The sequence below is a fragment of the Fundidesulfovibrio agrisoli genome (genome assembly GCF_022808715.1).
Lineage (GTDB): Bacteria > Desulfobacterota > Desulfovibrionia > Desulfovibrionales > Desulfovibrionaceae > Fundidesulfovibrio > Fundidesulfovibrio agrisoli.
The window spans coordinates 149,510-173,920 of the sequence record NZ_JAKZKX010000002.1; the positions used below are offsets into that span (position 1 = coordinate 149,510).

The 24,411-nt window shown below is 66.6% G+C and carries 21 protein-coding genes, 1 pseudogene and 1 riboswitch; of the genes and pseudogenes, 8 read left to right on the forward strand and 14 right to left on the reverse strand.

All coding sequences use genetic code 11. The annotated features are described in order from the left end of the window. The first annotated feature begins 19 nt into the window (after positions 1-19). The 3 genes from MLE27_RS02095 (at position 20) to MLE27_RS02105 (ending at position 3,349) form a co-directional block, all read left to right on the forward strand. Entirely contained in the window at positions 20-1,549 is a 1,530-nt protein-coding gene (locus MLE27_RS02095) for a DUF1800 domain-containing protein (RefSeq protein WP_243310224.1), read from the forward strand. Positions 1,550-1,589: 40 nt separating this feature from the next. After that, entirely contained in the window at positions 1,590-2,816 is a 1,227-nt protein-coding gene (locus tag MLE27_RS02100) for a DUF1501 domain-containing protein (RefSeq protein ID WP_243310225.1), read from the forward strand. A gap of 110 nt (positions 2,817-2,926) precedes the next feature. After that, positions 2,927-3,349 (forward strand): hypothetical protein, encoded by a 423-nt coding sequence (locus MLE27_RS02105; RefSeq protein ID WP_243310226.1) that lies wholly within the window; start codon positions 2,927-2,929, stop codon positions 3,347-3,349. 330 nt (positions 3,350-3,679) lie between these two features. On the opposite strand, the gene MLE27_RS02110 is transcribed toward MLE27_RS02105, so the two are convergent. The 3 genes from MLE27_RS02110 to MLE27_RS02120 are packed head-to-tail and all read right to left on the reverse strand — an operon-like array spanning position 3,680 to position 7,522. Beyond that, positions 3,680-4,456, reverse strand: a complete 777-nt coding sequence (locus tag MLE27_RS02110; RefSeq protein WP_243310227.1) for a tRNA1(Val) (adenine(37)-N6)-methyltransferase — start codon at positions 4,454-4,456, stop codon at positions 3,680-3,682. A gap of 1 nt (position 4,457) precedes the next feature. After that, positions 4,458-5,999, reverse strand: a complete 1,542-nt coding sequence (gene murJ, locus MLE27_RS02115; RefSeq protein ID WP_243310228.1) for a murein biosynthesis integral membrane protein MurJ — start codon at positions 5,997-5,999, stop codon at positions 4,458-4,460. A 50-nt stretch (positions 6,000-6,049) separates the two neighbouring features. Then, on the reverse strand, positions 6,050-7,522 hold the full coding sequence (locus MLE27_RS02120; RefSeq protein ID WP_243310229.1) for a mechanosensitive ion channel family protein: 1,473 nt from the start codon (positions 7,520-7,522) through the stop codon (positions 6,050-6,052). A gap of 80 nt (positions 7,523-7,602) precedes the next feature. On the opposite strand from MLE27_RS02120, the gene MLE27_RS02125 reads away from it, so the two are divergent. Continuing rightward, entirely contained in the window at positions 7,603-8,442 is an 840-nt protein-coding gene (locus MLE27_RS02125; RefSeq protein ID WP_243310230.1) for a TatD family hydrolase, read from the forward strand. Between the two features lie 30 nt (positions 8,443-8,472). On the opposite strand, the gene MLE27_RS02130 is transcribed toward MLE27_RS02125, so the two are convergent. The 8 genes and pseudogenes from MLE27_RS02130 to hflK all read right to left on the reverse strand — a co-directional run bounded on the left by MLE27_RS02130 (position 8,473) and on the right by hflK (position 16,342). Then, on the reverse strand, positions 8,473-9,120 hold the full coding sequence (locus tag MLE27_RS02130) for a hypothetical protein (protein WP_243310231.1): 648 nt from the start codon (positions 9,118-9,120) through the stop codon (positions 8,473-8,475). A 430-nt stretch (positions 9,121-9,550) separates the two neighbouring features. Continuing rightward, positions 9,551-10,837, reverse strand: coding sequence for an ABC transporter permease (locus MLE27_RS02135; protein WP_243310232.1), 1,287 nt, complete (start codon positions 10,835-10,837; stop codon positions 9,551-9,553). Further along, a complete protein-coding gene (locus tag MLE27_RS02140) occupies positions 10,794-11,468 on the reverse strand; it encodes an ABC transporter ATP-binding protein (RefSeq protein ID WP_243310233.1) in 675 nt (224 codons plus the stop codon). Before MLE27_RS02140 ends, MLE27_RS02135 begins: the two co-directional genes overlap by 44 nt. Positions 11,469-11,880: 412 nt before the next feature. Continuing rightward, positions 11,881-12,636 (reverse strand): annotated as a pseudogene (gene tatC, locus MLE27_RS02145) (twin-arginine translocase subunit TatC); the annotation flags it as partial. Between the two features lie 35 nt (positions 12,637-12,671). Next, a complete protein-coding gene (gene secF / locus MLE27_RS02150) occupies positions 12,672-13,760 on the reverse strand; it encodes a protein translocase subunit SecF (protein WP_243310235.1) in 1,089 nt (362 codons plus the stop codon). Between the two features lie 134 nt (positions 13,761-13,894). After that, on the reverse strand, positions 13,895-14,251 hold the full coding sequence (locus tag MLE27_RS02155; RefSeq protein WP_243310236.1) for a hypothetical protein: 357 nt from the start codon (positions 14,249-14,251) through the stop codon (positions 13,895-13,897). Between the two features lie 172 nt (positions 14,252-14,423). Then, the gene (gene hflC / locus MLE27_RS02160) at positions 14,424-15,269 is read right to left on the reverse strand and encodes a protease modulator HflC (protein ID WP_243310237.1); all 846 of its coding nucleotides are present in this window, start codon (positions 15,267-15,269) and stop codon (positions 14,424-14,426) included. A 2-nt stretch (positions 15,270-15,271) separates the two neighbouring features. Beyond that, positions 15,272-16,342, reverse strand: a complete 1,071-nt coding sequence (gene hflK, locus MLE27_RS02165) for an FtsH protease activity modulator HflK (protein ID WP_243310238.1) — start codon at positions 16,340-16,342, stop codon at positions 15,272-15,274. 36 nt (positions 16,343-16,378) lie between these two features. On the opposite strand from hflK, the gene MLE27_RS02170 reads away from it, so the two are divergent. Together MLE27_RS02170 and MLE27_RS02175 are read left to right on the forward strand one after the other, a co-directional pair. Then, positions 16,379-17,746 (forward strand): phosphomannomutase/phosphoglucomutase, encoded by a 1,368-nt coding sequence (locus MLE27_RS02170; RefSeq protein WP_243310239.1) that lies wholly within the window; start codon positions 16,379-16,381, stop codon positions 17,744-17,746. Between the two features lie 2 nt (positions 17,747-17,748). Beyond that, positions 17,749-19,032: an efflux RND transporter periplasmic adaptor subunit gene (locus MLE27_RS02175; protein ID WP_243310240.1), complete on the forward strand. Its 1,284-nt coding sequence runs from the start codon at positions 17,749-17,751 to the stop codon at positions 19,030-19,032. On the opposite strand, the gene thiM is transcribed toward MLE27_RS02175, so the two are convergent. Beyond that, a complete protein-coding gene (gene thiM / locus MLE27_RS02180) occupies positions 19,029-19,799 on the reverse strand; it encodes a hydroxyethylthiazole kinase (RefSeq protein WP_243310241.1) in 771 nt (256 codons plus the stop codon). The genes MLE27_RS02175 and thiM overlap by 4 nt on opposite strands. A gap of 55 nt (positions 19,800-19,854) precedes the next feature. Next, a riboswitch (TPP riboswitch) is annotated at positions 19,855-19,956 on the reverse strand. 135 nt (positions 19,957-20,091) lie between these two features. Here thiM and MLE27_RS02185 point away from each other — a divergent pair. Then, the gene (locus MLE27_RS02185; protein WP_243310242.1) at positions 20,092-21,342 is read left to right on the forward strand and encodes an MFS transporter; all 1,251 of its coding nucleotides are present in this window, start codon (positions 20,092-20,094) and stop codon (positions 21,340-21,342) included. A gap of 232 nt (positions 21,343-21,574) precedes the next feature. Here MLE27_RS02185 and MLE27_RS02190 read toward each other — a convergent pair whose 3' ends face one another. After that, a complete protein-coding gene (locus MLE27_RS02190) occupies positions 21,575-22,756 on the reverse strand; it encodes a response regulator (protein ID WP_243310243.1) in 1,182 nt (393 codons plus the stop codon). A 174-nt stretch (positions 22,757-22,930) separates the two neighbouring features. Continuing rightward, positions 22,931-23,461: a shikimate kinase AroL gene (aroL, locus tag MLE27_RS02195; protein ID WP_243310244.1), complete on the reverse strand. Its 531-nt coding sequence runs from the start codon at positions 23,459-23,461 to the stop codon at positions 22,931-22,933. Between the two features lie 97 nt (positions 23,462-23,558). On the opposite strand from aroL, the gene MLE27_RS02200 reads away from it, so the two are divergent. Further along, entirely contained in the window at positions 23,559-24,350 is a 792-nt protein-coding gene (locus MLE27_RS02200) for an RNA methyltransferase (RefSeq protein ID WP_243310245.1), read from the forward strand. Positions 24,351-24,411: the final 61 nt, after the last annotated feature.

Below are 24,411 nucleotides of genomic sequence, written 5' to 3' on the forward strand. Positions count from 1 at the left end.
CCGGGGTAACAACCCGCACATGTTCCTGAATCTGACATCCGCCGCGCTGTGCCTGGCGGCCATACTCCTGGCGGGGTTCGCATCCCCGTGCCTGGCCCAGGCCCCCGGGAAGGAGACAAGCAAGGAGCAGCCCCAGCAGCCGCAAGACGTCACGGCCCATGTGGTGAACCGCCTGAGCTACGGCCCCTTCCCGGGCGAGATCGAGCGCGTGAAGTCCATGGGCCTCCAGGCCTACATCGACAGCCAGCTCGATCCCCAGTCCCTGCCGGAACCCCAGGCCCTCAAGGACAGGCTGGCCGCCCTCAAGACCGCCTCCATGGATACGGTGCAGCTCTTCCGCACGTATGGCCCCAAAGCGCCTGGCGGCCCGCGCCCGCACCCCACCATCGACGAGATCAACTCCGCCCGGGCCAAGGCCGCGATCATCGCGCGCGAGGCCGCCGAGGCCAAGCTCTGGCGGGCCATCCTCTCACCCAGGCAGCTCGAGGAGCTGCTCTGCGACTTCTGGTACAACCACTTCAACGTCCCGGCGGCCAAGGGCCTGGCCCACCTCTGGGTGGGCAGCTACGAGCGCGAGGCCATCCGCCCCTTCGTGCTGGGCAAGTTCGAGGACATGCTTCAGGCCGTCACCCGCCACCCGGCCATGCTCATCTACCTGGAGAACTGGCAGAGCTCCTCCCCCGAGAGCGCCACCGGCAAGGGCCAGCAGCGCCCGCTTACGGAGTTGCACGCCCGGGAGCTCCTGGCCGCGCACACCTTCGGCCCGGACGCCGTGCTCAAACCCCAGGACGTGACCTCCCTGGCGATGATCCTGGCCGGATGGAGCATCGGCGCGCCGCGCGGCCAGAGCGACAAGAACGGCTTCCTCTTCGACGAGAAGCGCCACGACAACCGCGACAAAACCTTCCTGGGCGCGACCATCAAGGGCGCGGGCATGGCGGAAGGCGTGGAAGCCCTGCACATGCTGGCCCTGCACCCGCAGACGGCCAAGAACGTCTGCACCAAGCTGGCGCGCTTCTTCGTGGCGGACGACCCGCCCAAGCCGTTGGTGGAATCCCTGACCAAGACCTACCTCGACACCAAGGGCGACCTGCGCCAGGTGACGCGCGCCCTGCTCACCAGCCAGGAGTTTTTGGGCGCGAAATACGCCGGGACCAAGTTCAAGAACCCGCTGCGCTACGTGGCCTCCATCGTGCGCGCCTCGGACAGGGGCGTGGGCGAGGTGCGCTCCCTGGAGGAAATCCTGGAATGGCTGGGCATGCCCCTCTACGACGCGCCCGGCACCTCGGGCTTCAAGGACGTGCGCGACGGCTGGCTCTCCGCCGAATCGCTGGTGAACCGGCTGGACCTGGCGGCCATGGCGGGCAAGGGGGCGCTCTCCTGCTGGGTGACCGGCCCGTGCGGGCCGCCCGCGCCGCTGGACGCCGAAGCCCTGCTCAAGACCATGGGACTCAATTTGACGCCCGTGACGCGCCAGGCCCTGGACGCGGCCCCGGCGCAACTCAAGGCCGCCGTGCTTCTCGGCAGCCCGGAGGGGCAGCAATACTGATGGACACCGTGAACGCCGCCAACTCCCGGAGAGCGGGATCATGAAACGCAGGCAGTTCCTCGCCGCGGGCGCTACGGCCGCACTGACCTCGCTGCTGCCCCTGGGGCTGGGTTCCAGCGCTTTGGCCCAGGGCGGCGAATCCAAGCGGCTGATCGTCATTTTCCTACGCGGCGGGTTGGACGGCCTCTCCGCCCTGCCCCCGCAGGACGACCCCATCTACTGCCGCGCCCGCCCCGGCATCGCCCTGCCGCCCGTGGGGCAGGAGGGCGGCGCGCTGCCCCTGGCAACAGGCTTCGGGCTGCACCCGGCGCTGGAGCCCCTGCTGGAGCCCTGGAAGGCGGGCCTGCTGGCCTTCGTGCCGGCCTGCGGCCTGCCCACCCCGCTGCGCAGCCACCCAGAGGCCCAGAAGGCCATGGAGAGCGGCAACCCGCGCGAGCAGCACGTGCGCGACGGCTTCTTCGCACGGCTGCTGCCCCTGCTGGGGCCTGCCGCAAAGGGGCTCACCCTCTCCCCCTCGCCGCCCATCATCAGCCAGGGCAGGCCGGGATTCCAGCAGATCAAGCCCACCGGCTTCCCGCCGTCGCTGTGGCGCATCGAACGCCCGGAGGTCTTCACCTCCTTCGACGCCATCTACGGCAAGGCCCCCGAGCCATGGGGCCGCAACTACCGCCAGGCTCAGATCGTGCTCAAAAACCGCTTCACGGAGATGGACCGCGAGATGACCGCGGCCGCCTCCGGCGCGCCCTCGGTCCACGCCCTGCCGGACATGGCGGGCAAGATCGTCTCCTACCTGGGGCAGAACCCAGCCACGCGGCTGGTGTATGCGGCCTTCGGCGGCATCGACGCCCACTTCGAGCAGGGCGCCGCCAAAGGGAAGCTGGCGGACGCCCTGGCCTCCATCGGCAAGGGCGTGGCCGCGCTGGCCAAGGCCCTGGGGCCCGACCTCAAGGACACGATGGTGCTGGTGATGAGCGAATTCGGAAGGAGCCTGCGCGAGAACGAGTACGGCGGCACGGACAACGGCCACGGCACGGTGCTGATGTCGCTGGGCGGCCCCACGGCGGGCGGCGCGCTGCACGGCGCGTGGCCCGGGCTCGCGCCGGAAAAGCTCTCCGACGGGCTGGACCTGGCCGTCACCGTGGACTACCGCGAAGTGCTGGCCGGGGTGGTCACCGCCCATTTCGGCCTGGGCCTGGAGGCCGTGGCCCAGGTTTTGCCCGGCTACACGCCCGACGGCTCCGTGCAGCCCCTCTTCCGCCGGGGATAAGCACCGCCCCCCTAAAGATTACCAATAAACTGCCGACCAGTTTCCTTGGGAAGCGAGCGCGCCAAGCGGCGCGGCTTGACATGGATGTCCTCAAGCCCAAGGAGTTGCACATGGCCAAAGTTCTTTCCCTGCGCGAGTTCGCGCGGGGCAGGTCGGGCGCGGCCCAACAGCCGAAGTACGACGGGCCTGGCGGCGAACCCTACATCAACGACAGCCAGGTATGGTCCAAGGACTACAGCAAACTGGAAAACGTGGTGTTCGGAGTTCTGAAAATCCGCGAGGTTCTCAACTATTACCTGTATTACGACGACGTCTGGACCTATCTCATCCTCAACCTGCTGGACGCGGCCGCCATGTCCAGCCCCGGGGACCACGCCGAATTGACGGAGGCCGTGGCGCAGATGCGCAACTACATCCTCCAGGCTGTGGACGCCGGAAACAGGAAGAACATGTACGCCGCCTTGCTCATCCTGGACCTGATCGCCAAGGCCCCCGGGTTCAAGGCGCAGGTGATGGGCCTGCCGCAGGACTAGAGGTCGTCCCAAACGCCTCGCACGACGCACATGCTCCGCGAGGGACGCCTTGACAGGCGGGTCCCTCGCGGGCGTGCGGCGGCTTCGCGGCCACAGACCGCGGCGTGCGAAAAGCGGGTGCGGGCAGCGGGCATGAATATGCCTACGCGCCGGCATCCGATCCCCGCCAAATCACATCAACCGGCTGAATCAGGAAATAGAACAGGACCGCGCCTTGGCGTTGGCCGCCAGGAAGGGGCAGAATTCAAGGGCCTGTGCGCTCAGCGTGGGCATACATATGCCTTCGCCCCGGCATCCGCCCCCTTCACCCATTCACGTTGTCTGGCAGAATCAGGAAATGGAACAGGATCGCGCCTTGGCGTTGGCAGCCAGGAACGGGCAGAATTCCAGGGCCTGGGCGCTCAGCGTGGTCTCCTCCCCGCGCCCGGAGTAAAGTTCCAGGGGAGGCTCCACCACGGTCTCGCTGCCGCCGTTCTTCACCGCCTCCAGCAGGATCAGGCGCGCTGGCTCGTCCAGCCGGGAGTGGACCATGCGCAGCCGCTTGGGCGCCAGGCGCGCGCCGGTGCAGGCGCTCAGCAGCTCCCCCAGCCGGGCGGCCGGGAATATGATCCCGAGCGCCCCCCTGTTGGACAAGATCCAGAAGGCTGCCGCGAGGAAGTCCTCCAGGCCGCCCCGGGCCTCGAAGCGCGCCAGGGTGCGCGCGGCCTCCCGGCAGGGCAGGCCGGTGCCGAGGGTGCGGTACGGAGGGTTGGCCAGCACGAGCCCCCTGCTCTCCGGGGTCAGGCCGTCGCGTGCGGCGCGGACGTCCATGGTCCGGGCCTCGAAGCGGTCCTCCAGGCCCAGCAGGCGGGCGTTGTCGAGGGCGGATGCGGTCATGGCCGGGTCGATGTCCAACCCCAGGCAGGAGCGAAGCGCGGGATGGATCATCAAGGCCGCGAAGGAGGCCACGCCGCAGCCGGAGCCCAGGTCGGCGGAGGCCACGTTGCGCTTGGGCTTGACGAAGGCTGCCAGCAGCAGCGGATCAAGGGAGAAGCGGTAGCCCCCCTTGGGCTGGCGCAGCCCGTTGGGGAAGGCCTCGCGGGCCTTGCTGGCGGCGTCCGCGCCCATGCTAGGCCGCCTTCTTCCTCCGGGCGATCCTGCGCCACACGAAGCCGGTGAGCAGCTTCGCCTCCTCCACGCGCAACAGGGAGGCCAGCAGCAGGTAGGCCACTGCCCAGAAGGCTATCATGGCCAGGGCGGCGTACTTGCCCACGGGCGTGAGCCAGGCCCCCAGGCCGATGAGCAGGCTCAAGGCGGCGCTCAGGGCCACGCCGCGCCCCATCCGGGCCCAATCCCCCAGGTGGGTGCGCAGGGCGCGCCAGAGCAGCCAGACGTTGAGCCAGGAGGAGAGCGACGTGGCCAGCGCCAGCCCGGTGTGGGCCATGGGGAACATCAAGGCCGCGGCCAGGCCGATGTTCGCCGCCACGCTGATGACCCCGGCGCGAACCGGGGTCCTGGTGTCGTGAAGGGCGTAGAAGGCCGAGACCAGGGGCCGCACGCAGGCGAAGGCTGGCAGGCCCACGCAGTAGGCCACCAGGGCCTGGGAGGTGGCCTGCGCGGCCTCGGGCGTGAAGGCGCCGCGCCCGAAGAGCACGTCCACCAGGGGCACGGCCAGGGCCATGAGCCCGGCCGTGGCGGGCAGGCAGATGAAGAGCGTCAGGCGCAGGGAGGCGTTGAGGGTGCGGGTGAACTCGCCGTCCTCCCGCGTCGCCGCCAGGCGGGAGAGGCTCGGAAGCGCGACGGTGCCCACGGCAACCCCGAACACGCCCAGGGGGAACTGCACCAGCCTGTCGGCGTAATAGAGCGCCGAGATGGAGCCCGCCGCCAGAAACGAGGCCAGCAGCGTGCCCACCACGATGTTGAGCTGGTAGATGGCCGCGCCGAACACCGTGGGCAGCATCAGCCTGCCCATGCGCACCACGCCCGCGTCCTTCAGGGACCACGGCCCGAACCAGCGGAACCCGAAGCGCCGAAGCGTCGGCACCTGCAGGTATATCTGGCCGAAGCCGCCCAGGATCACGGACCAGGCCAGGGCCGTGGGCACGTCCAGCCCGAAGAGCCAGGCCACGCCCGCGCCCGCGATGATGAAGGTGTTGAGTTCGCTGGTGGCCAGGGCCGGGGTGAGAAAATGGCCCATGGAGTTGAGCGCGCCCATGCACAGGGCCACCACGGAAATCTGGATGATGTAGGGGAAGACGATGCGCACCAGGTGGACGGTCATCTCCATCTGGTCCGGGTTGTTCGCGAACCCCGGGGCGATGAGCATGGTCAGCGGCCGGGCGAAGACAATGGCCAGCACCGAGACCACGCCAAGGATCATGAGCAGCCAGACCAGGGCCGAGCGCGTCATGGTGAAGGCGGCCTCGTCGCCCTCCTCACCGCGCAGCCGGGAGAACACAGGCACGAAGGCCATGGTCATGGAGCCCTCGGCGAAGAGCCTGCGCAGGGTGTTGGGCAGCCGGTAGGCCACGTAGAAGGCGTCGGCGGCCGGACCGGCCCCGAGGACATAGGCCACGATGACGTCGCGGAAGAAGCCCAGCACCCGGGAGAGCAGCGTGGCTCCCCCGACGATGCCCGCGTCGCGCGCAATCTGTTTGACGTGTTCCGACATGGCGGGCCGCACCTTAGGCCAATCGCGCGGAGGCGTCTACGCTCCGGGGATCACCAGAAAATCTTTCTGAAACGCTCGAACAGGCCCTCTTCCGCGGCCTCCTCCCGGCTCCCCAGGTCCTTCCGGTTGGCCTGCTCGCGCGCCTTGAAGATGCGGGTGATGTTGTCCATGAGGGACTGGTTGTGTTCGAGCACCGTGCGGAAGGCCTCGCGGTCGATCTCGAGACAGGTGGTGTTCTGCGTGGCCACCACGTCGGCGCTCCTGGGCTCCCCGGTGAGCAAGGCCATCTCGCCGAACATGTCGCCGGGGCCCAGCGTGGCCAGCTCCTTCTCGCCCACCCGCACGGATACGCCCCCGTCCGCGATGATGAACATGGTCGTGCCGCTCTGGCCCCTGGTCACGATGGAGGACCCGGGCAGATAGGCGCGCATGCCCGCGAACTCCGCCAGCAGTTCGAGCTCCCGGTTGTGCATCCCCGCGAAGAGCCCGGACCCGCCAAGGAGCTTCACCACGTCCGCCGGGGGATGGGGGCAGGGCCGTTCCTGCTCCTTGAGCATCACGCGCCGGGGGGCCGGGAACTCGATGCCCAGCTTGCGGAACTCGTACCAGGTCCCGGCCAGCACTTCGCTGCGGGCGGCCACGGTGTCCTCGAAGCCGGTGGCGTAAAAGGTGGCCCGGAAGAGCATGTGGTCCTGCCCTATCTCGATCAGGCGCACGCGGGGGGCGGGCAGCGGGGCCACCAGGCGGGAGCGGCGCAGCACGTCCTCCAGGGCGCTCATGACCTTCACCGGCGGCGCGTGCAGCGGCGCGGGCAGGTTGACCACCACGCTCACCTGCGGAATCGGCTGGGAGATGTTCTGCAGCCGCTCCTTGGCGATGGCGTTGTTGGGGATGAGCACCTGGTTCTGCGTGAAGGTGACCAGCTTGGTGTAGCGCCAGGTGATTTCCGCCACCTGGCCCTCCTGGTCGCCCACCTTGATCCAGTCGCCCACCTGGAAGGGCTTCTCGGTCTGGATGAGCAGGCCCGAGAACAGGCTGCCGATGGTGTCCTGCATGGAGAGGCCGACAACGGCGGTGAGGATGGCCGAAGAGGTCATCAGCGAGCCCACGTCCACGCCGAGGATGCCGTGCAGCCCGAGCCCCGCCAGGGCCAGCATGCCCATGAAGGAAATCAGGGAAAGCAGTATCTTGTTGGCCGGGCGGCCCTTGATGCGGGCCATGTACATGCCCCCGTACACGTCGTGCAGGAAGGCCCGGAAGGCCAGCCAGGCCAGCAGCACGTACAGGGCGTAGGCCGGGGCCTGGAACAGGCCCATGAACACGCGGGATTCCAGCAGGCGCAGCGCGCCCAGGGCCGCCAGCCACTTGCCGAAGGCCAGCGCCCCGGCGGCGCCCTTGTCGCTGTAGCGCAGTTGCAGCAGGTGCATGGCCACGGAGAGGGCGGCGAGCGCGGCGATGGCCGCCAGCACGGTGTAGGAGGCGTGCGAGATGGCGTCCATGGCCTGCATCAGCGGATATTCCATGGCGCGCACTCTATCCGGCTGTTGCAGCAAGGCAATGATTTTTTCTTGCCCGCCGTCCGCCGCTGCGTTACCGCCCCCTGGTGTCAAAAAGCAAAGCCAACCGCCCCCTGCCCGAATCCCTGGGCCTGCCGTGCGTCGGCGTGGAGACCCACGCCCACCTGGACTACAAGCGCCTCGACCCGCAGGAGCTGCCCCTTGTGCTCGCCCGCGCCCGCAAGGCCGGCGTCGACCTGATCGGGAACGTGTTCCTGGGCGTGGAGGCCTACGCCGCCAACGCCCCGCTGATGCGCGACCACCCCGAAATCTTCTTCCTGCTGGGCGTGCACCCCAACGACGCAGCCGAATCCGACGTGGCCCGCGTGTCGGACATGGCCGCCCTCTTCGCGGCCGACCCCAACCTCAAGGCCCTGGGCGAGATCGGACTGGATTACTACTGGAAGGACACCCCGCCCGAATTGCAGAAGCGCCTTTTCCGCGAGCAGCTTGCCCTGGCGCGGGAGATCGGCGTGCCCGTGGCCATCCACAGCCGCGACGCCGCCGAGGACACCCTGGCCGTGCTGGACGACTCCGGCATGGAGGGCGAGCGTGTGCTCTGGCATTGCTTCGGGGCCGGGCCGGAACTGGCCGCCGAGCTCTTACGGCGCGGCTACACCATCTCCATCCCAGGGCCGGTGACGTACTCCAGGAACGAGGAGCTGCGCAGGGCCGTGGCCGGGATCGATCTCTCGCGCATGGTGCTGGAGTCCGACGCGCCGTTCCTTACGCCCGAGCCCTACCGGGGCCGCCCCAACGAACCGGCCTACACCGTGTTCACGGCACAGGAAGTGGCGCGGATCAAGGGGCTGGACACGGAACAGGTCTGGCGCGCCACAGGGGACAACGCCCGCAGGTTCTACGGATTGCCGCAAGCAGGGGAATGACTCCTTTTAGAATTCATCACTCCATGCAAATTATTCTACCCACATATTCGGCATTCTTTCTCCGGCTAGCCAGCGTTCGTAGGTCAGCATCTTATCCCAGGCTTCCTGACTAGACATTCGCCGTATTTTTAGATCAAATTTGTTAAAGAGATCCACGACCCACTCATACTCGGCATTGAAAGTATGGCGAACCTTGCCAGGCACATCTTCAAACCCAAGATCATCTGGGACAAACAGTATTGTCCCCTCACCGTCATCTGAAAACGACACATCCCTATATTCCTTGCCATCTGTCCATACAGCATGTCGCTCGCCTTCAATGTAATATGGACCATTATACCAAATACGATAGCCACACACCAAACTGCCTCCATGTTTCTCTATATATTTTTCGACGTTCATGTCACAACAGCTCTGCCTACTCCATAGCTCCGGGTGGCAATCCAAGAACAACGGAGATTTGTTGCTGAGTTGCCTTGCAAACTGAACAACTTGCTCATTAATTTCGCCTGGTGTCGTCAATCCTTCAAGCAAAATTCTAGATATACGTTCGTATTCTTCTTGAGATCCCATTTTCTTAACCCCGCTTGGTGACTGTTTATTTTGACATACACATTTTCTGGCAATGGCCTTGGCAATTCGCTGCTCCCGTGAACCTCTTTTTTTTGCCTCTCCCATACTTTCCCTTCCTGATTACAATTCGAACAATAATTGCCCCCAAGAACGAATGCGGCGATATCGTGCACAGATCCACACCAGTGCGCGCGACACGAGTTTTTATTTTTATAGTCATAAACCAATATTAGACAACTAAAATTGAAACAAATCAAGTGATCTGATATGTAGCAGTGCAATTAAATACTGACAGCATTGAAAATGACCCACTGAGAGCACACTGCGGTACACAGTTGGAAAGCAAGAACGATCGCGCAGCTTGAAGTAGTGACAACACTAATGGAGCAGCGATATGTGACGATTTGGACTGGCAGTGCTGGCCTACTTAAAGACTTACAGCTAGGGACAAGGCGAATATTACCATTGATGAAATCAAAATAGCAGTGGCCAGAATTCCCTTTGCCCGCCGGAGGCCCCTCCCCCATTCATCCCCTCACTTCCCTCCGCGCAGGGCCTCGATGGGGTCCATGGCGGCGGCGCTCCGGGCCGGTTTCAGCCCGAAGACCAGGGCGATGGCCATGGCCGAGGCCATGGCCAGCAGGAACAGCTTCATCGACAGCCTGATCTCCAGGAGCCCCAGCTTGGCCAGCAGCTGCCCCATGCCGATGCCCAGGGCCATGCCCGCCACGGCCCCTATCAGCGTCAGCCAGACCGCCTCGGACAGAAACTGCAGGGTTATGTCCAGCGAGGTGGCCCCCATGGCCTTGCGCAGCCCAATCTCCTCCTGCCGCTCGCTCACGGAGAGGAACAGCAGGTTGGCCAGCACGAAACCGCCCACGATCATGGCCGCACCCGCCGTGATGCCCAGGAAGACCATGATCCCTCCGGTTATCATGGTCAGGAACTTGAGCACCTCGCTGGCGGAGATCACCGAGAAGTCGTCCGGCATGTCGTCGCCCAGCTTGTGCAGGTGTCGCAGCAAGGATTTGAGGCTGGCCAGATGGTCCTCCATCAGCTCTGGCTCCAGGAACTTGACGCGAAGCCCCCGAAAATACTTGCGTTCCAGGTTGAAACGCTGAGTGAGCGTGGTGAGGGGCATGATGAGCCTGTCATCCACGGAGACGCCCCCGCCGCCCGGGGTGAAGCCCCGATAGGCCAGCCTGCCCACCACCTGCACGGGCAGGTCCCCAGCGAGGATGACCTTGCCGATGGGCGACTCGTCCCCGAAGAGTTCCCGCGCGGGCGCGTCGCCGATGAGGCATACCTTGGCCGAGCGGAGCACGTCCTCCTCGGTGATGTCGCGCCCCTCCACCAAAGGCCAGTTCCAGGCCTGGGCGTAATCCGCCGTGGTGCCCACGATGAGCGGGGTGACCATGTTGCGGTTCTCGTAGCGCAGGGTGACGGCCTGCTTGGCGCGCATGGGAGTGACCAGGTAGGCCCCGGGGAGGGAGCGCTCAATGGCCCGGGCGTCGTCCCAGGTGAGGGTCAGGGTGCGTTGGCCAACGGCGCGGTTCTCGATGTTGCCGCCGAAGATCAGCACCGCGTCCGGGCCGAACCACTCCACGATCTCCAGGGCCTTGCGGCGAGCGCCGTCCACGGCCGCGATGATGATGGTCAGCGCGGCGATGCCCAAGGCCACGGCCAGAACCACGAAGGCCGAGCGCAGCTTGTAGGCCAAGAGCGCCCCCCAGGCCGCGCCCTGCGCGCGCAGGACGCTTCTGCCCAGGCGCAGGGCCTCAGGCGATGGTGCCGTCCTGAACCAGGACGCGGCGCTTGGCATGGCTGGCTGTCTCCTCGTCGTGGGTGACCACGATGATGGTCTTGCCGTTGGCGTTCACCTCGGCGAAGAGGCTCATGATCTCGGCGGAGGTTTTGGAGTCGAGCTGGCCAGTGGGCTCGTCGGCCAGGATCAGGTCCGGGTCGTTGAGCATGGCCCGGGCCAGGGCCACGCGCTGCTGCTGGCCGCCCGAAAGCTGTGAGGGCTTGTGGCGCATCCTGTCCGCCAGGCCCACCTGGGCCAGCAGGTGCTCGGCGCGCTGGCGCAGCTGGTGCTGCGGGGCCGGGCTGTAGAGCCCGGGCAGCAGCACGTTGTCCAGCGCCGTGGCGTAGGGGATCAGGTAGAAGCTCTGGAACACGAAGCCGATGGATTGGTTGCGCAGCCCGGAGAGCTCGTCGTCTGAGAGGCCCGAGACGTCGCGCCCGCGCAGGAGGTAGCGCCCGGCCGTGGGCCTGTCCAGCAGCCCGATGATGTGCAAAAGCGTTGACTTGCCGGAGCCGGACGGGCCTTGCAGCGCCACGAACTCGCCCGCCCCGATCTCGAGTGAGACGTCGCGCAGCACGGCGGTGGGCGTCTCCGCGATGCGGTACGTCTTGTCCACGTGCTCCAGACGGATGAGCGGGTCGCTTGGCATGGCGGGGATAGTGCCAGATGGCGGCGGCGAGGTCGAGCCCCGTGGCCCCAAAGAGTTCGCGCCGGGGGAAGGCCCCCGGCGCGTGCGGTTATTTCTTGGGTTTGCCGTCCGGGCCGGCGGCTGGCTCGTCGGGCTTCGGGGCGGCTGGCTCGCCCTGCACCGGGGGGGCGGTGGCGGACGACTCAGAGGCGGCCTCTGCGACAGCCTCCGGAGCAGCTTCTGGGGCAGCTGCAGGGGTAGCCTCGCCGTGGGCGAGCTCGGCGGCGGTGTGGGCCTCAAGGTCGGCCTGGGCCACCTCGCGGACTGCGTCGGCTTCGGCGGCCGCCGCGTCGGGAGATTCAGGCGCGGGGGCGATTTCCGGCGCGGCCTCCGGCGCCTGTTCGGGCGCGGCCTCCACGGCGGGCACCTCGGCGCCCTGCTCCACGGCGGGTTGTTCCTCGGGCTGCTCCTCTGCCGGGGGCGTTGGGCGCTTGCCGAAGAAGTAGGCCACCCAGATGCCCACCTCGTAAAGGATGACCATGGGCGCGGCCATGAGGATCTGGTTCACCACGTCCGGGGTGGGGGTCAGCACCGCGGCCACCACGAAGAAAACGACGATGGCCCAGCGGCGCTTGGCGCGCAACCACTTGTGGTCCACCACGCCGAAGCGCGCCAGGAAGAAGATGAACACCGGCATCTCGAAGATGATGCCGAATGCCAGCAGCAACCCCAGGCTGAAGGAATAGTACTCGGAGAGCCTGGGCATCAGGGTGACCACTTCCGAGGCGTACTGCGCCAGGAACTGGAACCCGAACGGGAAGACGATGAAGTAGCCGAAGCAGGCCCCGGATACGAAGCACAGCGCGGTGAAGAAGGCCACGGGGATGGCCAGCTTGCGCTCCTCCTCGTAGAGGCCGGGGGCGATGAAGCTCCAGATCTGGTAGAAGATGTAGGGGCTGACGAGGAACAGGCCCGCCACGAAGGATGCCTTCATGGAGATGAAGAAACCCTCGGTGAGGCTGGTGGTGATGAGCTCGCTCTTGGGGGGCAGCACCGACTTGAGCGGATGCAGCAGCACCTCGAGAATGCGTTCGGCAAAGGCGAAGCACGCGGCGAAGCCGATGACCGCCGCGAATATGATCCTGATGAGCCGGGTGCGCAGCTCCTCCAGGTGGTCCAGCAGGCTCATTTCATGGCCCGGACCGTTCGCCTCGGGGATCGAGCTCACGCCTTGCCGCCTTCAGCCGCGCCCTGCTCGTCCTGCTGGAAGGTGTCCAGGCCGGAGCCCAGGTCCACCAGGATGGGCGAGGCGACGAACACCGAGGAGTAGGTGCCGGTGACGATGCCGATGATCATGGCCAGGGCGAAGTCCTTGAGCACGGAGCCGCCGAACATGTACAGCGCGGTCACGGTGAAGAGCGTGATCAGCGAGGTGAGCATGGTGCGCGAGAGGGTCTGGTTCACGGCGTCGTTGATGACCTTCTCGAACGGCTCGCCCTTGGCCTGGCCCAGGCGCTCGCGGATGCGGTCGTAGACGATGATGGTGTCGTTGAGGGAGTAGCCCAGGATGGTCAGCAGGGCCGCCACGATGGTCAGGTCGAACTCGATGCCCAGGATGGAGAAGATGCCGATGGTGATGAACACGTCGTGCACGTCCGCCACCAGGGCGCCCAGGGCGTACTTGAGCTTGAGCGCCCAGCACAGCACCAGGGTCACGAGGATGGCCGCGATGATGAGGTAGCCGGTGGAGAGGCCGAAATGGCGCAGGGCCCACATGGCCGAAGTCAGGCCGGCGCCCATGAGCCCGGCGGCCATCCAGCGCTGCTCGAACCGGCCGGAGATGTACACCGCGATGATGACCACCGCGTAGAAGATGGCGTTGAGCGCGCCGGCGCGCAGATCCTCGCCGACCTTGGGGCCGACGACCTCCACGCGCTGCACCTCGAAGGCGCCGTCGCCCAGCTCGGCCTTGAGGGCCTTGTCCACCTTGGAGCGCACTTCCTCGAGGGGTTCGCCCTTCTCCGCGGCGCTGATGAGGAAGGAGTTGTCCTTCTCCTGGCCGAGGCGCTGCACGGTCAGGTGGGGCAGTCCGGCGGCGTCCAGAGGCTTCTGGATGTCGGCGGCGGTGACGGCCTTGGCGAACTTGAGCTGCACGGTCATGCCGCCCGCGAAGTCGACGCCGTACTTCGGCCCGCCCCTGGCCACGAGCGAAACGACGCCCGCAAGCACCAGCAGCAGGGAAATAACGTAGGCGTAGCGGCGGTAACCGAGAAAATTGAAATTGATGTTCGGCTTGATCAGCTCAAGTCCCATGAGGATCCCCCAAAGCGGAAATGGCGCCGGAAGTGGCGTAAGCAGAATGAAATCGGTCTTTTCTGGGGCAATGTCAAGTGGCCCGGGAGCGGGCGCAGCCGTGAGGAGGGGGAAAGCGGCGAGGGCGGGGCGCCTCAGCCCTTTTTCTGGGCTTTTTTGCCCTGATCCTTGCCGGAGTCGCGGGTCTGATCCTTGCCGGAATCCTTGGAGGCCGTCTTGGCCTGGGCCTGCTTGCGGTTGTTCAGCCCCTGCAGGCTCTTCACCACCTTCTTTGAGGGGGCGGCCCGGTCGTTGATGAGGTCCGGCCTGGGGCTGATGCCCTTGAAGTCGTCCTCGGGGCTGCTCAGGGGCAACGGCTCCACGGGCTCCACCCGGTTCAGGTCCACAAGCCGTGTCATGGCCTGGACCCCTTCGGCCGAACAAAGCTGGCCGCCCTTGACGAGCAAAGCCAGAAACAGCCCAAGCAGCAGGATGAGACGAAGATTGAACACCCGGAGGCACTCCTTGTGGGTCCCGGCCGGCCTCGCCGGAATCCGGCGGACGGCCCAATGCGGAAGGACATGGATCGGATACACCCGGCCAGCAGCGAAGGCAAGAACGACATGCCCCGCCCGGGTTACGTTTTCATGAAAAAAAGCGGGGGCTTCGCAGCCCCCGACTTGTCTATTTGAGATACTTGAGGAATCCCGATCCGGGCGTGAGCACCACCCGGCTGTTGCTCTGCAGCGACTTTCGGTAGGCCTCCAGACTGCGCATGAACCCGTAGAACTCGGGGGACTGCCCAAGGGCCTCGCTGTAGACGCGCGTGGCGTCGGCGTCGCCCTGGCCGCGCAGGGTCTCGGAGGCCTTGTTGGCGTCCGCCAGCAGGATGGTGCGCTCCTTGTCTGCGGCGGATTTGATCTTGGCGGACTCCTCCAGGCCTTCGGAGCGGTAGAGCTTGGCTTGGCGCTCGCGCTCGGAGCGCATGCGCCCGAAGATGGCCTTCTCGTTCTGGGGCGGCAGGTCCGTGCGTTTGACGCGCACGTCCATGATCTGCAGGCCGTAGGGTTTGACCGTGTCGTTGACGTTGCTGGTGACCACCGCCATGATTTCGGCCCTGCGGGAGGAGACAACCTCCTTCATGGTGTAGCTGCCGATGGCCACGCGGACTTCGGCGTAGATCAGGTCGTCCAGGCGGGACTTGGCCCGCTCCACCGTGCGCAGGGTCTGGTAGAACTGCAGCGGGTCCACGATGCGCCACTTGGCGTAGTTGTCCACCACGAGGGTCTTCTTCTCCTTGGTGAGCACCTCGGCGGGGTTGGCCTCGTAGCTGATGACGCGGGAATCGATGAGCACCACGTTCTGGATGAAGGGCAGCTTGAAGTGCAGGCCCGGCCCCAGGGAGCCGGAGACGGGCTTGCCCAGCTGGAGCACGATGGCCTGCTGGGTCTCGTCCACGGTGAACACGCATTGCATGCCCAGGATGACCGAAACGAACACGGCGATGGCGATGATTGCTGTGCGCCTCATGGCTACTTCCCTCCCTTGTCGCCGGACTTGACGCGGCCCTGACGGTCCAGCGGGAGATACGGAACGACCTGTTTGAGCGCATCATCGCTGATGATGACCTTTTCAAGCTCCGGATTGGAGAAGATCTCCTCCATGGCCTCGATGAAGAGGCGATCGTGCGTGATGTCCTTGGCTTTGTTGTACTCGGCGAGCATGGCCAGGAAGCGGGACGCCTCGCCCTGGGCCTTGCGCACCACGGACTCTCGGTAGCCCTGGGCGTCGTTGAGCAGGGCCGCGGCCTGGCCGCGCGCCTTGGGCAGGATGTCGTTGGCGTAGGACTCGGCCTCGTTGATGTAACGGTCCTTGTCCTCCATGGCGCTGGCCACGTCCTTGAAGGCCTCCATCACGTCCTTGGGGGCGTGCACGTCCTGGAGCTGCACGGCCACGATGGTCACGCCGGAGTTGTAGCGGTCCAGGATGGACTGCAGCAGCTCCTTGGTGGTGTTCTGTATCTCCAGCTTGCCGGTGGTGAGCACGGAGTCGATGGTCTTGTTGCCGATGACCTCGCGCATGGCGGCCTCGGCCGCGGCCTTCACCGTGGGCACGGGCCGCTGGATGCGGAAGAGCCACTCCACCGGGTCGCCGATCTGGAACTGGACGATGAACTGCACGTCCACGATGTTGTCGTCGCCGGTGAGCATGAGGGCTTCCTCGGGCACGGAGCGGTACTGGAAGCCGCCCTCCTGCTTCATGCCCGTGGTGGCATAGCCCACCTCCACCTTCTGGACTTCCGCCACCTTAGGCGTCAGCACGCTTTCCACCGGGAAGGGGATGTGGTAGTGAGGCCCCGGACCGGTGGTGCGGTCGTAGGCGCCGAAACGCTTCACAACGCCCACTTCGCCGGGCTCCACGATGTAGATGCCCGAGGCAAGCCACAGCAGGGCCAGAATGATGAAGATCACCTTGGGCCCGCCTGGGACGTTGAAGTTGAAATCGCCCAGACGCTTGAACTCGTCGCCCAAACCCTTGAAATCAGGCCCCGAGCCGAACTGGCGTTGCCGTTTGTCCTGAAGTTTTTCCCAATCCCAGTTCATCTGAAAACTCCCTGAAGGTGCAGGCCGGAACCAGACATGAAGCCCATCGTTCCAGACATATTCAGAGCATACGACATACGGGGAATCGTCGACAAGGACTTTGACCCCGATTGGGTGGAGGTTTTTGGCCGCGCCTGCGGCGCGTACTTCCTCAAAAACGGCTACCGGCGCGCCGTGGTGGGCCACGACGCCCGCCTGAGTTCGCCCGGATATCAGCAGCGCCTGGCACAGGGCCTGGCCTCCACCGGAGTGGACGTGATCCTGGTGGGCATGGTCTCCACGCCGGTGTGCTATTTCGCGGCCAAGCACCTGGGCGTCAATGCGGGTGTGATGGTCACGGCCAGCCACAACCCGCCGGAGTTCAACGGCTTCAAGGTCATCGCCGGGCCATCCACCATCTACGGCGACGAGATCCAGGCACTCTACTCCCTCATGGCCGGGGGCGACTTCCCCACGGGAACGGGGCTCATCTCCACCCACGACGTTCTGCCCGCCTACATCGAGGAGCTCACCAGCCAGGTCACGCTCTCGCGCCCCATCAAGGTGGTGCTGGACGGCGGCAACGGCGCGGGCGGACCGGCCACGGCCGCCGTGCTGCGCGGCATCGGCGCGGAGGTGGTGGAGCTCTACTGCGAGCCCGACGGCAACTTCCCCAACCACCACCCCGACCCCGTGGTGGAGAAGTACATGACCGACCTCATCGCCCGCGTGCCGGCCGAGGGCGCGGCCTGCGGCATCGGGCTGGACGGCGACGGCGACCGGCTGGGCGTTGTGGACGAGGCGGGCCGCCTGCTCTTCGGGGACCAGCTGCTGGCCATCTACGCCCGCGAGACCCTCAAGGACTTCCCCGGCGCCACCATAATCGGCGAGGTCAAGTGCTCGCACCTGACCTACAAGGACATCGCGGCCCACGGCGGCGACCCGGTCATGGGGGCCACGGGCCACTCGCTCATCAAGGCGCGCATGCAGGCCACCGGGGCCAAGCTGGCGGGCGAGATGAGCGGGCACATGTTCTTCGCGGACCGCTACTACGGCTTCGACGACGCCACCTACGCGGCCATGCGCTTCCTCGAGGTGCTGGACCGCCACCCCGAGGCCACTGCGGGCACCCTGCTGGCCGACTGGCCCAAGACCTACAACACCCCCGAGATCCGCTTCGACTGCCCCGACGCCATCAAGTTCGACGTGGTGCGCCGCGCGCAGGAGCATTTCCGCGCCCGCTACGACATCATCGACGTGGACGGCGCGCGCGTGGTCTTCCCCGACGGATGGGGCCTGATCCGGGCATCCAACACCCAGCCCGTGCTGGTGCTGCGCTTCGAGGCCGAGAGCCCTGAGCGACTGACCGAGATCAGGGCGCTCATCGAGGGGCCCCTGGCGGGCTGGATCAAGGAAATGAGCTGACCGTGCTGCGCAGGTATTGGAAATGGCTGGCCCTGGCGGCGCTGCTGGCCGCCGTGGCCCTGGCGGTCTGGCGGCCCGGCATGCAGGACCGCGAGGCCAAGGTGCTGGCCACGGCCGAGGTGCGCCAGGGCGACGTGCGCAAGGTGCTCCAGGCCACGGGCATCGTGAAGGCCCAGGTCGGTGCCATCGTGCGCATCGGCGCGCGCGCCACCGGCACCATCAAGGAGATGCACGTGCGCGTGGGCGACGCGGTGAAGGCCGGTCAGACCATCGCCGTCATCGACGACCGCGAGCTCCAGGCCCAGCGCGAGGAAGCCCTGGCCAAGCTGGAGCGCGCCCGGGCCGAGAAGCTGCGCGTGGATGACGTGTACCCCCGGCGCATCGCCGAGGCCGACGCCCAGCTCAAGCTGGCCGAGGCCCAGTGGGACTACGCCAAGGCCAACTCCGCCCGCCAGACCCAGCTCCTGCGCCAGAACCTCGTGGCGCGCGACACCCAGGAGGCGGCCGTGCGCGAGGAACTGGTCACCGCCAACACGGTGCGCGCCCGCAAGGCCACGCTGGACCTGAACAAGACCGAGTTCGCCAAGGAGAAGGTCAAGGCCGACAAGAGCGTGGAGGAGGCCGAGGCCGGGCTGCAGACCATCGTCACGCGCATCAGCTACACCCAAATCGTCTCGCCCATCGACGGCGTGGTCAGCCAGGTCAGCACCCAGCAGGGCGAGACCGTGGTGGCGGGCCTGCAGGTGGCCAACCTCATCACCGTGCTGGACCCCACACGCCTGGAGATGTGGATCTACGTGGACGAGACCGACGTGGGCCAGGTGAAGCCGGACATGCCCGTGGAGTTCCGCGTGGACGCCTACCCCGACACCACGTTCACCGGCTCAGTGGACACCATCTACCCCCAGCCGGAGATACGCGACAACATCGTCTACTATCAGGCGCTTGTACGTGTAAGCGCGGACAACGCCACGCGCCTGCGCCCGGAGATGACCACCCAGTGCCAGATCGTGGTGCAGAAGAAGAGCGGCGTGCTGGTGATACCCAACTCGGCGCTCAAATGGGTGGACAACAAGCAGACGGTTTTCCTGGTCGAGGACGGCAAGGCGGAGAAGGTCTACCCCGAACTGGGCCTGGCCGGGCTCAACGAGACGGAAGTGGTCTCCGGCCTTGCGGCCGGGCAACTGGTGGCCACGCAGATCGTGCTGCCGGGCTCCGGCAAGAAGAGCGCGCCCGCCCCGAGCGGAGGGCAGCAGCAGTCAGGGCCGCCGCCCATGAGGCGCTAGCTCCTTTCGAGACCGTACAACCCATCCAGAAACCCCACCTGCAGCGACCCAGGCCCCTTGGCCTCGGCGGCGGCCTTGGCCCCGCATTCCCCCATCACGGCCATGGCGTGCAGCGTGGCCGTGAAGGCGTCGGCGTTCACGGCCAGGAACGCCCCCACCAGCGCCGTGGCGGTGCAGCCCATGCCCGTGACCAGGGTCATCATGGGGTGTCCGCCTTCCAGCAGGTGCACGCGCTTCCCGTCCGCCACCACGTCCACGGCCCCGCTCACGCATACGGCGCAGCCGTGCCTGCGGGCCACCGTCTGCGCGGCCTCCACGGCCTGGACGCTCTCATGGACGCTGTCCACGCCCTTGGACGCGGCCTCGATCCCTGCCAGAAAGAGAATCTCCGAGGCGTTGCCTCGAATGGCAGCCATCTTCACTTCCCCCAGCAGCTTCGCGGCCAGCTCGCGCCTGAAGCTCGTGGCCCCGCAGGCCACCGGGTCGAAGGCCACGGGCACCCCGGCGGCGTTGGCGGCCTTGCCCGCCGCCAGCATGCTCTCCACGTAGGCGGGCGCGGGCGTGCCCATGTTCAGCACCACGGCGGAGGCGAACCCGGCCAGCTCGGCCGCGTCCGGCGCGGCGTGGCTCATGGCCGGGGAGGCACCAAGGGCCAGCAGGGCGTTGGCCGTGACGTTGGTGACCACGTTGTTGGTGACGGAAAGCACCAGCGGGGCGCGCTGACGAATGGCGGCGATGTCCGCGCGGAGTGCGGGGCGATCTAACATGGCGGGCTCCTTGGCGGAGCGCCGGGTGGGTCGGGGGGTGCGCCGGGCCTTTGCCCGCCCTGCGGGTCCGATTCCCTCCGGCAGTCCGAACTGCGTCAGGTTCAATGGGTATGATCTCAGTTCCGGCGCTCGGGCCGGAACACCCCAATCGGCCCATGCAGGCTAGCCCCGCACCCGCATCAATGCAAGCGCCCGGATGGGGAGCGGCGGCAATCCTTCGCCCCGCTGCGTGTTGACTTGCACCGCCTCAGGGCGTAGCGGCCCGCAATCACCGCACCTACCGGACCGGACAATGAATTCTTCCAACACCCCAGACGCCCCCGGCCAGGACCAGCTTCAGGGCCAGGCCCAGGACAGACCCCCCGCGACCCTCTTCAGCTTCGGCTTCATCGGGCTGTGCGTGCTCATCTTCCTGGCCTACTGCAACATCACGGTCTATTACAGCCTCTACGTCCACCTCACCAACATCGGCATCCCCGAGGGCTGGCGCGGCTTCCTGATCGGCAGCTCCTCGCTGGCCACCATCGTGTGCTACCTGCTCTTGAGCCCCTTCATGACCAGGCGGCGGGCCGCCGTCTGCGCCATCGCCGGGGCGCTCACGCTCATGGCCTGCGGCTCGGGCTACCTGTTTCTGCAAAGCCCCGGCGGCATCCTGGGGCTGCGCCTGGCCAACGGCCTGGGCATCTATCTGATAATGGCCGCCTCCATGACCCTGCTGGTCTCCCTGATTCCCGCGGAGCGCAGCGGGCAGGCCTTCGGGCTCTACTCGGTGGCCATCCTGCTGCCCTACTCCATCGTGCCCAGCGTCTTCGACGCCCTTGGCCCGCGCCTGGGCTCGCTGGCCACCGGCTACACGATCATGTCGCTGTGCCTGGTGCCCGCCATGGCCGTGGTCTTCGTGGTGGGCAGGCGGCAGAAGGCCGACACCCGCCCGGAGCCCACCGTGAGCCTGCGCGACATGTACGCCAACGCCGCGCGGCCGCGCATCGCCCTGCTGCTGTGCATCAACGCGCTCTACATCATCGGGTTCTCGTCCATGTTCTTCATGGCCAAGGGCTTCTTCGAATCCAAGGGGTTCCAAGGGGTGGGGTTCTTCTTCACCATGCAGACGATCTGCATGATCGTGCTGCGCCTGATGGCCAACAGGCTCTTCGACAGGGTGCGCAAGCTGCGCCTGGTCCGGCTGAGCTTCGCGCTCACCGCCGCCGGGTTCGTGATGCTCACCTGGGCGCAGGGGCTCGGCATGGTCTGCGCCTCGGCCCTGCTGCTGGGCGTGGGCATGGGCCTGAGCTCGCCCGCGCTCTACGGGCTGATGTTCACCATCTCGGACGAGCGCTACCGGGCCGTGAATTCCAACCTGATGACCATGTCCCTGCAGACGGGCAGCTTCCTCGGCCCCATGATCGGCAGCGAGGCCGTGCACCTGCTGGGCTACGGACACTTCCCCCTGGTGAACGCCGCCGTCATCCTGGCCGGTGCGGCCGTGAGCTTCATCATCGTCACCCGCCGCATCGACCCGGACGGAGCCGCCGCCAAAGCCTAGCCTCCTCCCCAAATAGAAACCGGCGGAAGGTTCCCCCTCCGCCGGCCCTCCTTAGAGTCCGCAAGCGACTTCAGGGTTGTCAGCAACCCGGCACAGAAGCCGACTCTTGCAGCCTGCTCAAAAAGCCTGCTGGCAAGGCGCACGAAAAAGCCAAGCCCGACGCGTATTTTTCATACGCTAGGGTTTGGCTTTTTCGTGGCAACGCAGCCAGCGGGAATTTTTCAGCAGGCTGCTAGGCGGCGTAGTTGCGGCGCATCTTGTGCAGCCCTTCGGTGACCACCCCGGCCACGTAGAGCACGGCGTTGAGCATGGTGGGGATGGCGTCGGGGATGATGGGGCCGGAGGGCTTGTCCTCCAGGACGCGGACCACCTCGCGCTCGCCCCAGGCCTTTCCGGTCCAGCGCTGGTAGAGGTCCTGCGCTTCCTCCTCGTGGGCGTCCAGGCGCAGGGCCTGGGTCACGGCCTTGGCCGCCAGGGCGGGTTCGCGCTTGAAATGGTAGGCCTTGGCCAGCTCCAGGTGCGCCTTGGCGCTGTCAGGGTCCAGGCGAAGGGCGTTGCTCAGGGCCATGACCGCTCCGTCCCAGTCCATCTCGCGGGCCAGGCGCATGCCCAGGCTCAGGAACGGGTTGAAGCCGCTGCGGTCGTTCTGCAGGATGCTCACGAATTCCTTCTTGTAGTGCTCGAAGCGCTTGGTGCGGGCGCAGATGTCCGCCGCGCGGGTCATGGCCTTGCGGTAGCGCACCTCGTCGCCCAGGGCCTGCCAGCAGCGGGCCAGGCCCAGGTGCGCCTCGTACATCAGCTCGGAGAGGCGCGCCGCCGTGGTGAAGGCCGCCACGGCCTGGCTGTACTCCTCGCGCTCCAGGAGATGCAGGCCGCGCTCGTAGTGGTGGCGGGCTTCGTCCGGGGCCTCCAGGGCCTTCTCCAGAACCTCCACGGCCTCCTCGGCCTGGCCTTCCTCGATCAGCGCGGAACATGCGGCCACATTGCCAAGCTCGGAGCGCAGGCACGCGCCGACCTTGCGGGCCAGACCCAGGTGCTTGAAGAAGGTGTCCAGGGTGTAGGGGCGCAGCATGTAGCCCACACAGCCCAGGCCGATGGCCTCCAGCACGCGCTCGCGGCTCACGGAGCGGCCGATCATGACCACGGGTATGGAGGAGAAGCGCGGGTCGGCCTTGAGGGTGCGCATGAAGTTCCACCCGGTGCCGTCGCAAAGCACGTCGTCTATGAAGATCACGTCGGCCCCGTGCTTGCGCAGATGCTCCAGGGCGGACCTGGCGCCGGGCACGGCGCGCGAGAAGGGGATGCGGGCGTTCTTGAGGCTCAAGCGGTCGACCCTGGCGTGGCCTTCGCTGGCGGTGACGACCAATGCGGAGTGCAGCAGGGGCTGGGAGTCGGAAGTCCTGTGAGCGTACATGGCAAACCTCGCTTCGTCTGGATGCGCGGGACGCAATCGTCCTGCGGATTGCGGCGCGGCCTCCTGCTTTGGCAGGTACAGCCGCACCGCAATCTCCTCTCCCTTGCGAGGAGTATCGGAACGAACGGGATTTGCTTTAGGGGCTTTTTGGTGGCTTGTTGTGAAAACTGCGGACTATTCGGCCCAGTTCTCCAGTTCCTGGGTCAGGCGCTCCACCAGCTCTTCCAGAGGCCTGTCCGGGGCCACCAGGTGGGCGCAGGCCAGGTAGTAGGGCTCGCGCTCCTGAACGGTCCTGCGGACCTCGTCCTCGAGCGAGAGGTTGGTGAGCGCGGGGCGCTGCTCGGGCAGCAGCTCCTCCATGAGCCTGGCCACCACCTTCTCCGGATCGGCCTGGAGGTAAACGGTGACGCCCTGGCCCAGCAGTTCGCGATTGCGGGCCTTGAGCACCGCGCCGCCGCCCGTGGCAACCACGTTGCCCGGGGTCTCGGCCACGGCGGCCAGAACGGCGGTCTCCAACTCGCGGAAGGAATCCCAGCCTTCGGTCTCCACCACGTCCGCGATGGTGCGGCCGGTGGTCTGGGTGAACTCCTCGTCCAGGTCCATGAACGGGCGGGAGAGGGCCTGGGCCAGCCTGCGGCCCACGGTGGTCTTGCCGCAGGCGCGCGGGCCCACCAGGTAGATGTTCTTGTCGGGTGATACGGCCATGTTTCCTCCCTTTGTTGCCTTGGAAGCCGCCCGGTTATCATTGCCAGTCTTGCAAGCCAAGCCGTCCGGGGCTACAGGCCCCGCCACGGAGGCGAACATGCTGAGCAACCTGGCTGTCGTGCTTTTCAGACCGAAATTTTCCGCCAACATCGGCTCAACGGCCCGGGCCATGGCCAACATGGGCTGCTCGAGGCTGATCGTGGTCAGCCCGCAGGAGTGGGACGAAGGCCGCGCACGCGCCCTGGCCACCCAGAAGGGGCAGGAGATCCTCGACACCATGACCGTGGTGGACGACCTGGCCCAGGCGCTGGCCCCCTTCCAGGCCGTCTACGGCACCACGGCCCGCACCGGGGGCTGGCGCAAGGGCCTGCTCACCCCGGAGACAGCCGCCGCGCGGGGCATGGAGGCCGTGCGCGCCGGTTCCGGCGTGGCCATCCTCTTCGGGCCGGAGGACAAGGGCCTGACCAACGACGAAACCAAGGTCTGCGACAGGCTCGTATGCATCCCCACCTCGGAGGAGGCCTCCTCGCTGAACCTCTCCCAGGCCGTGCTCATCATCCTGTACGAGTTCATGAAGGCGGCCACGGCCCGCGCAGTGCCGGCCGAAGCACTCCAGAGCGTCACGGAGTCCGGGGAGCCCGGGGAGCCCGCCCCGGCGCAGCAGTCCCGCGCGGCCACCCACAAGGAACGCGAGGCCCTGTTCGCCAACCTGCGCGAGGCCCTCACCGCCATCGACTTCATCAAGGACGACAACCCGGACTACTGGATGCTGCCCGTGCGGGCCTTCGTGGAGCGCATCCGCCTCAAGCGCGCGGAGTTCAACATGCTCATGGGCCTGTGCCGCCAGGTGAAGTGGGCCGTGGGGGCCAAGCGGGAGCCCAAGAGCTGACCCAGCACAGCTAGCCGGTGAAAAGTCGATTCTTGTAGCCTGTTCAAAAAACTCGCTGGCA

Coding starts and splice junctions, on each gene's coding strand:
- hflK (WP_243310238.1), bottom strand. CDS start 16,342: ATGAACTGGGATTGGGAAAAACTTCAGGACAAACGGCAACGCCAGTTC.
- MLE27_RS02120 (WP_243310229.1), bottom strand. CDS start 7,522: ATGGAATATCCGCTGATGCAGGCCATGGACGCCATCTCGCACGCCTCC.
- MLE27_RS02110 (WP_243310227.1), bottom strand. CDS start 4,456: ATGGGCGCGGACGCCGCCAGCAAGGCCCGCGAGGCCTTCCCCAACGGG.
- hflC (WP_243310237.1), bottom strand. CDS start 15,269: ATGAGGCGCACAGCAATCATCGCCATCGCCGTGTTCGTTTCGGTCATC.
- MLE27_RS02105 (WP_243310226.1), top strand. CDS start 2,927: ATGGCCAAAGTTCTTTCCCTGCGCGAGTTCGCGCGGGGCAGGTCGGGC.
- MLE27_RS02190 (WP_243310243.1), bottom strand. CDS start 22,756: ATGTACGCTCACAGGACTTCCGACTCCCAGCCCCTGCTGCACTCCGCA.
- thiM (WP_243310241.1), bottom strand. CDS start 19,799: ATGTTAGATCGCCCCGCACTCCGCGCGGACATCGCCGCCATTCGTCAG.
- MLE27_RS02170 (WP_243310239.1), top strand. CDS start 16,379: ATGAAGCCCATCGTTCCAGACATATTCAGAGCATACGACATACGGGGA.
- MLE27_RS02200 (WP_243310245.1), top strand. CDS start 23,559: ATGCTGAGCAACCTGGCTGTCGTGCTTTTCAGACCGAAATTTTCCGCC.
- secF (WP_243310235.1), bottom strand. CDS start 13,760: ATGGGACTTGAGCTGATCAAGCCGAACATCAATTTCAATTTTCTCGGT.
- MLE27_RS02095 (WP_243310224.1), top strand. CDS start 20: ATGTTCCTGAATCTGACATCCGCCGCGCTGTGCCTGGCGGCCATACTC.
- MLE27_RS02185 (WP_243310242.1), top strand. CDS start 20,092: ATGAATTCTTCCAACACCCCAGACGCCCCCGGCCAGGACCAGCTTCAG.
- murJ (WP_243310228.1), bottom strand. CDS start 5,999: ATGTCGGAACACGTCAAACAGATTGCGCGCGACGCGGGCATCGTCGGG.
- aroL (WP_243310244.1), bottom strand. CDS start 23,461: ATGGCCGTATCACCCGACAAGAACATCTACCTGGTGGGCCCGCGCGCC.
- MLE27_RS02100 (WP_243310225.1), top strand. CDS start 1,590: ATGAAACGCAGGCAGTTCCTCGCCGCGGGCGCTACGGCCGCACTGACC.
- MLE27_RS02130 (WP_243310231.1), bottom strand. CDS start 9,120: ATGGGAGAGGCAAAAAAAAGAGGTTCACGGGAGCAGCGAATTGCCAAG.
- MLE27_RS02135 (WP_243310232.1), bottom strand. CDS start 10,837: ATGCCAAGCGCCGCGTCCTGGTTCAGGACGGCACCATCGCCTGAGGCC.
- MLE27_RS02140 (WP_243310233.1), bottom strand. CDS start 11,468: ATGCCAAGCGACCCGCTCATCCGTCTGGAGCACGTGGACAAGACGTAC.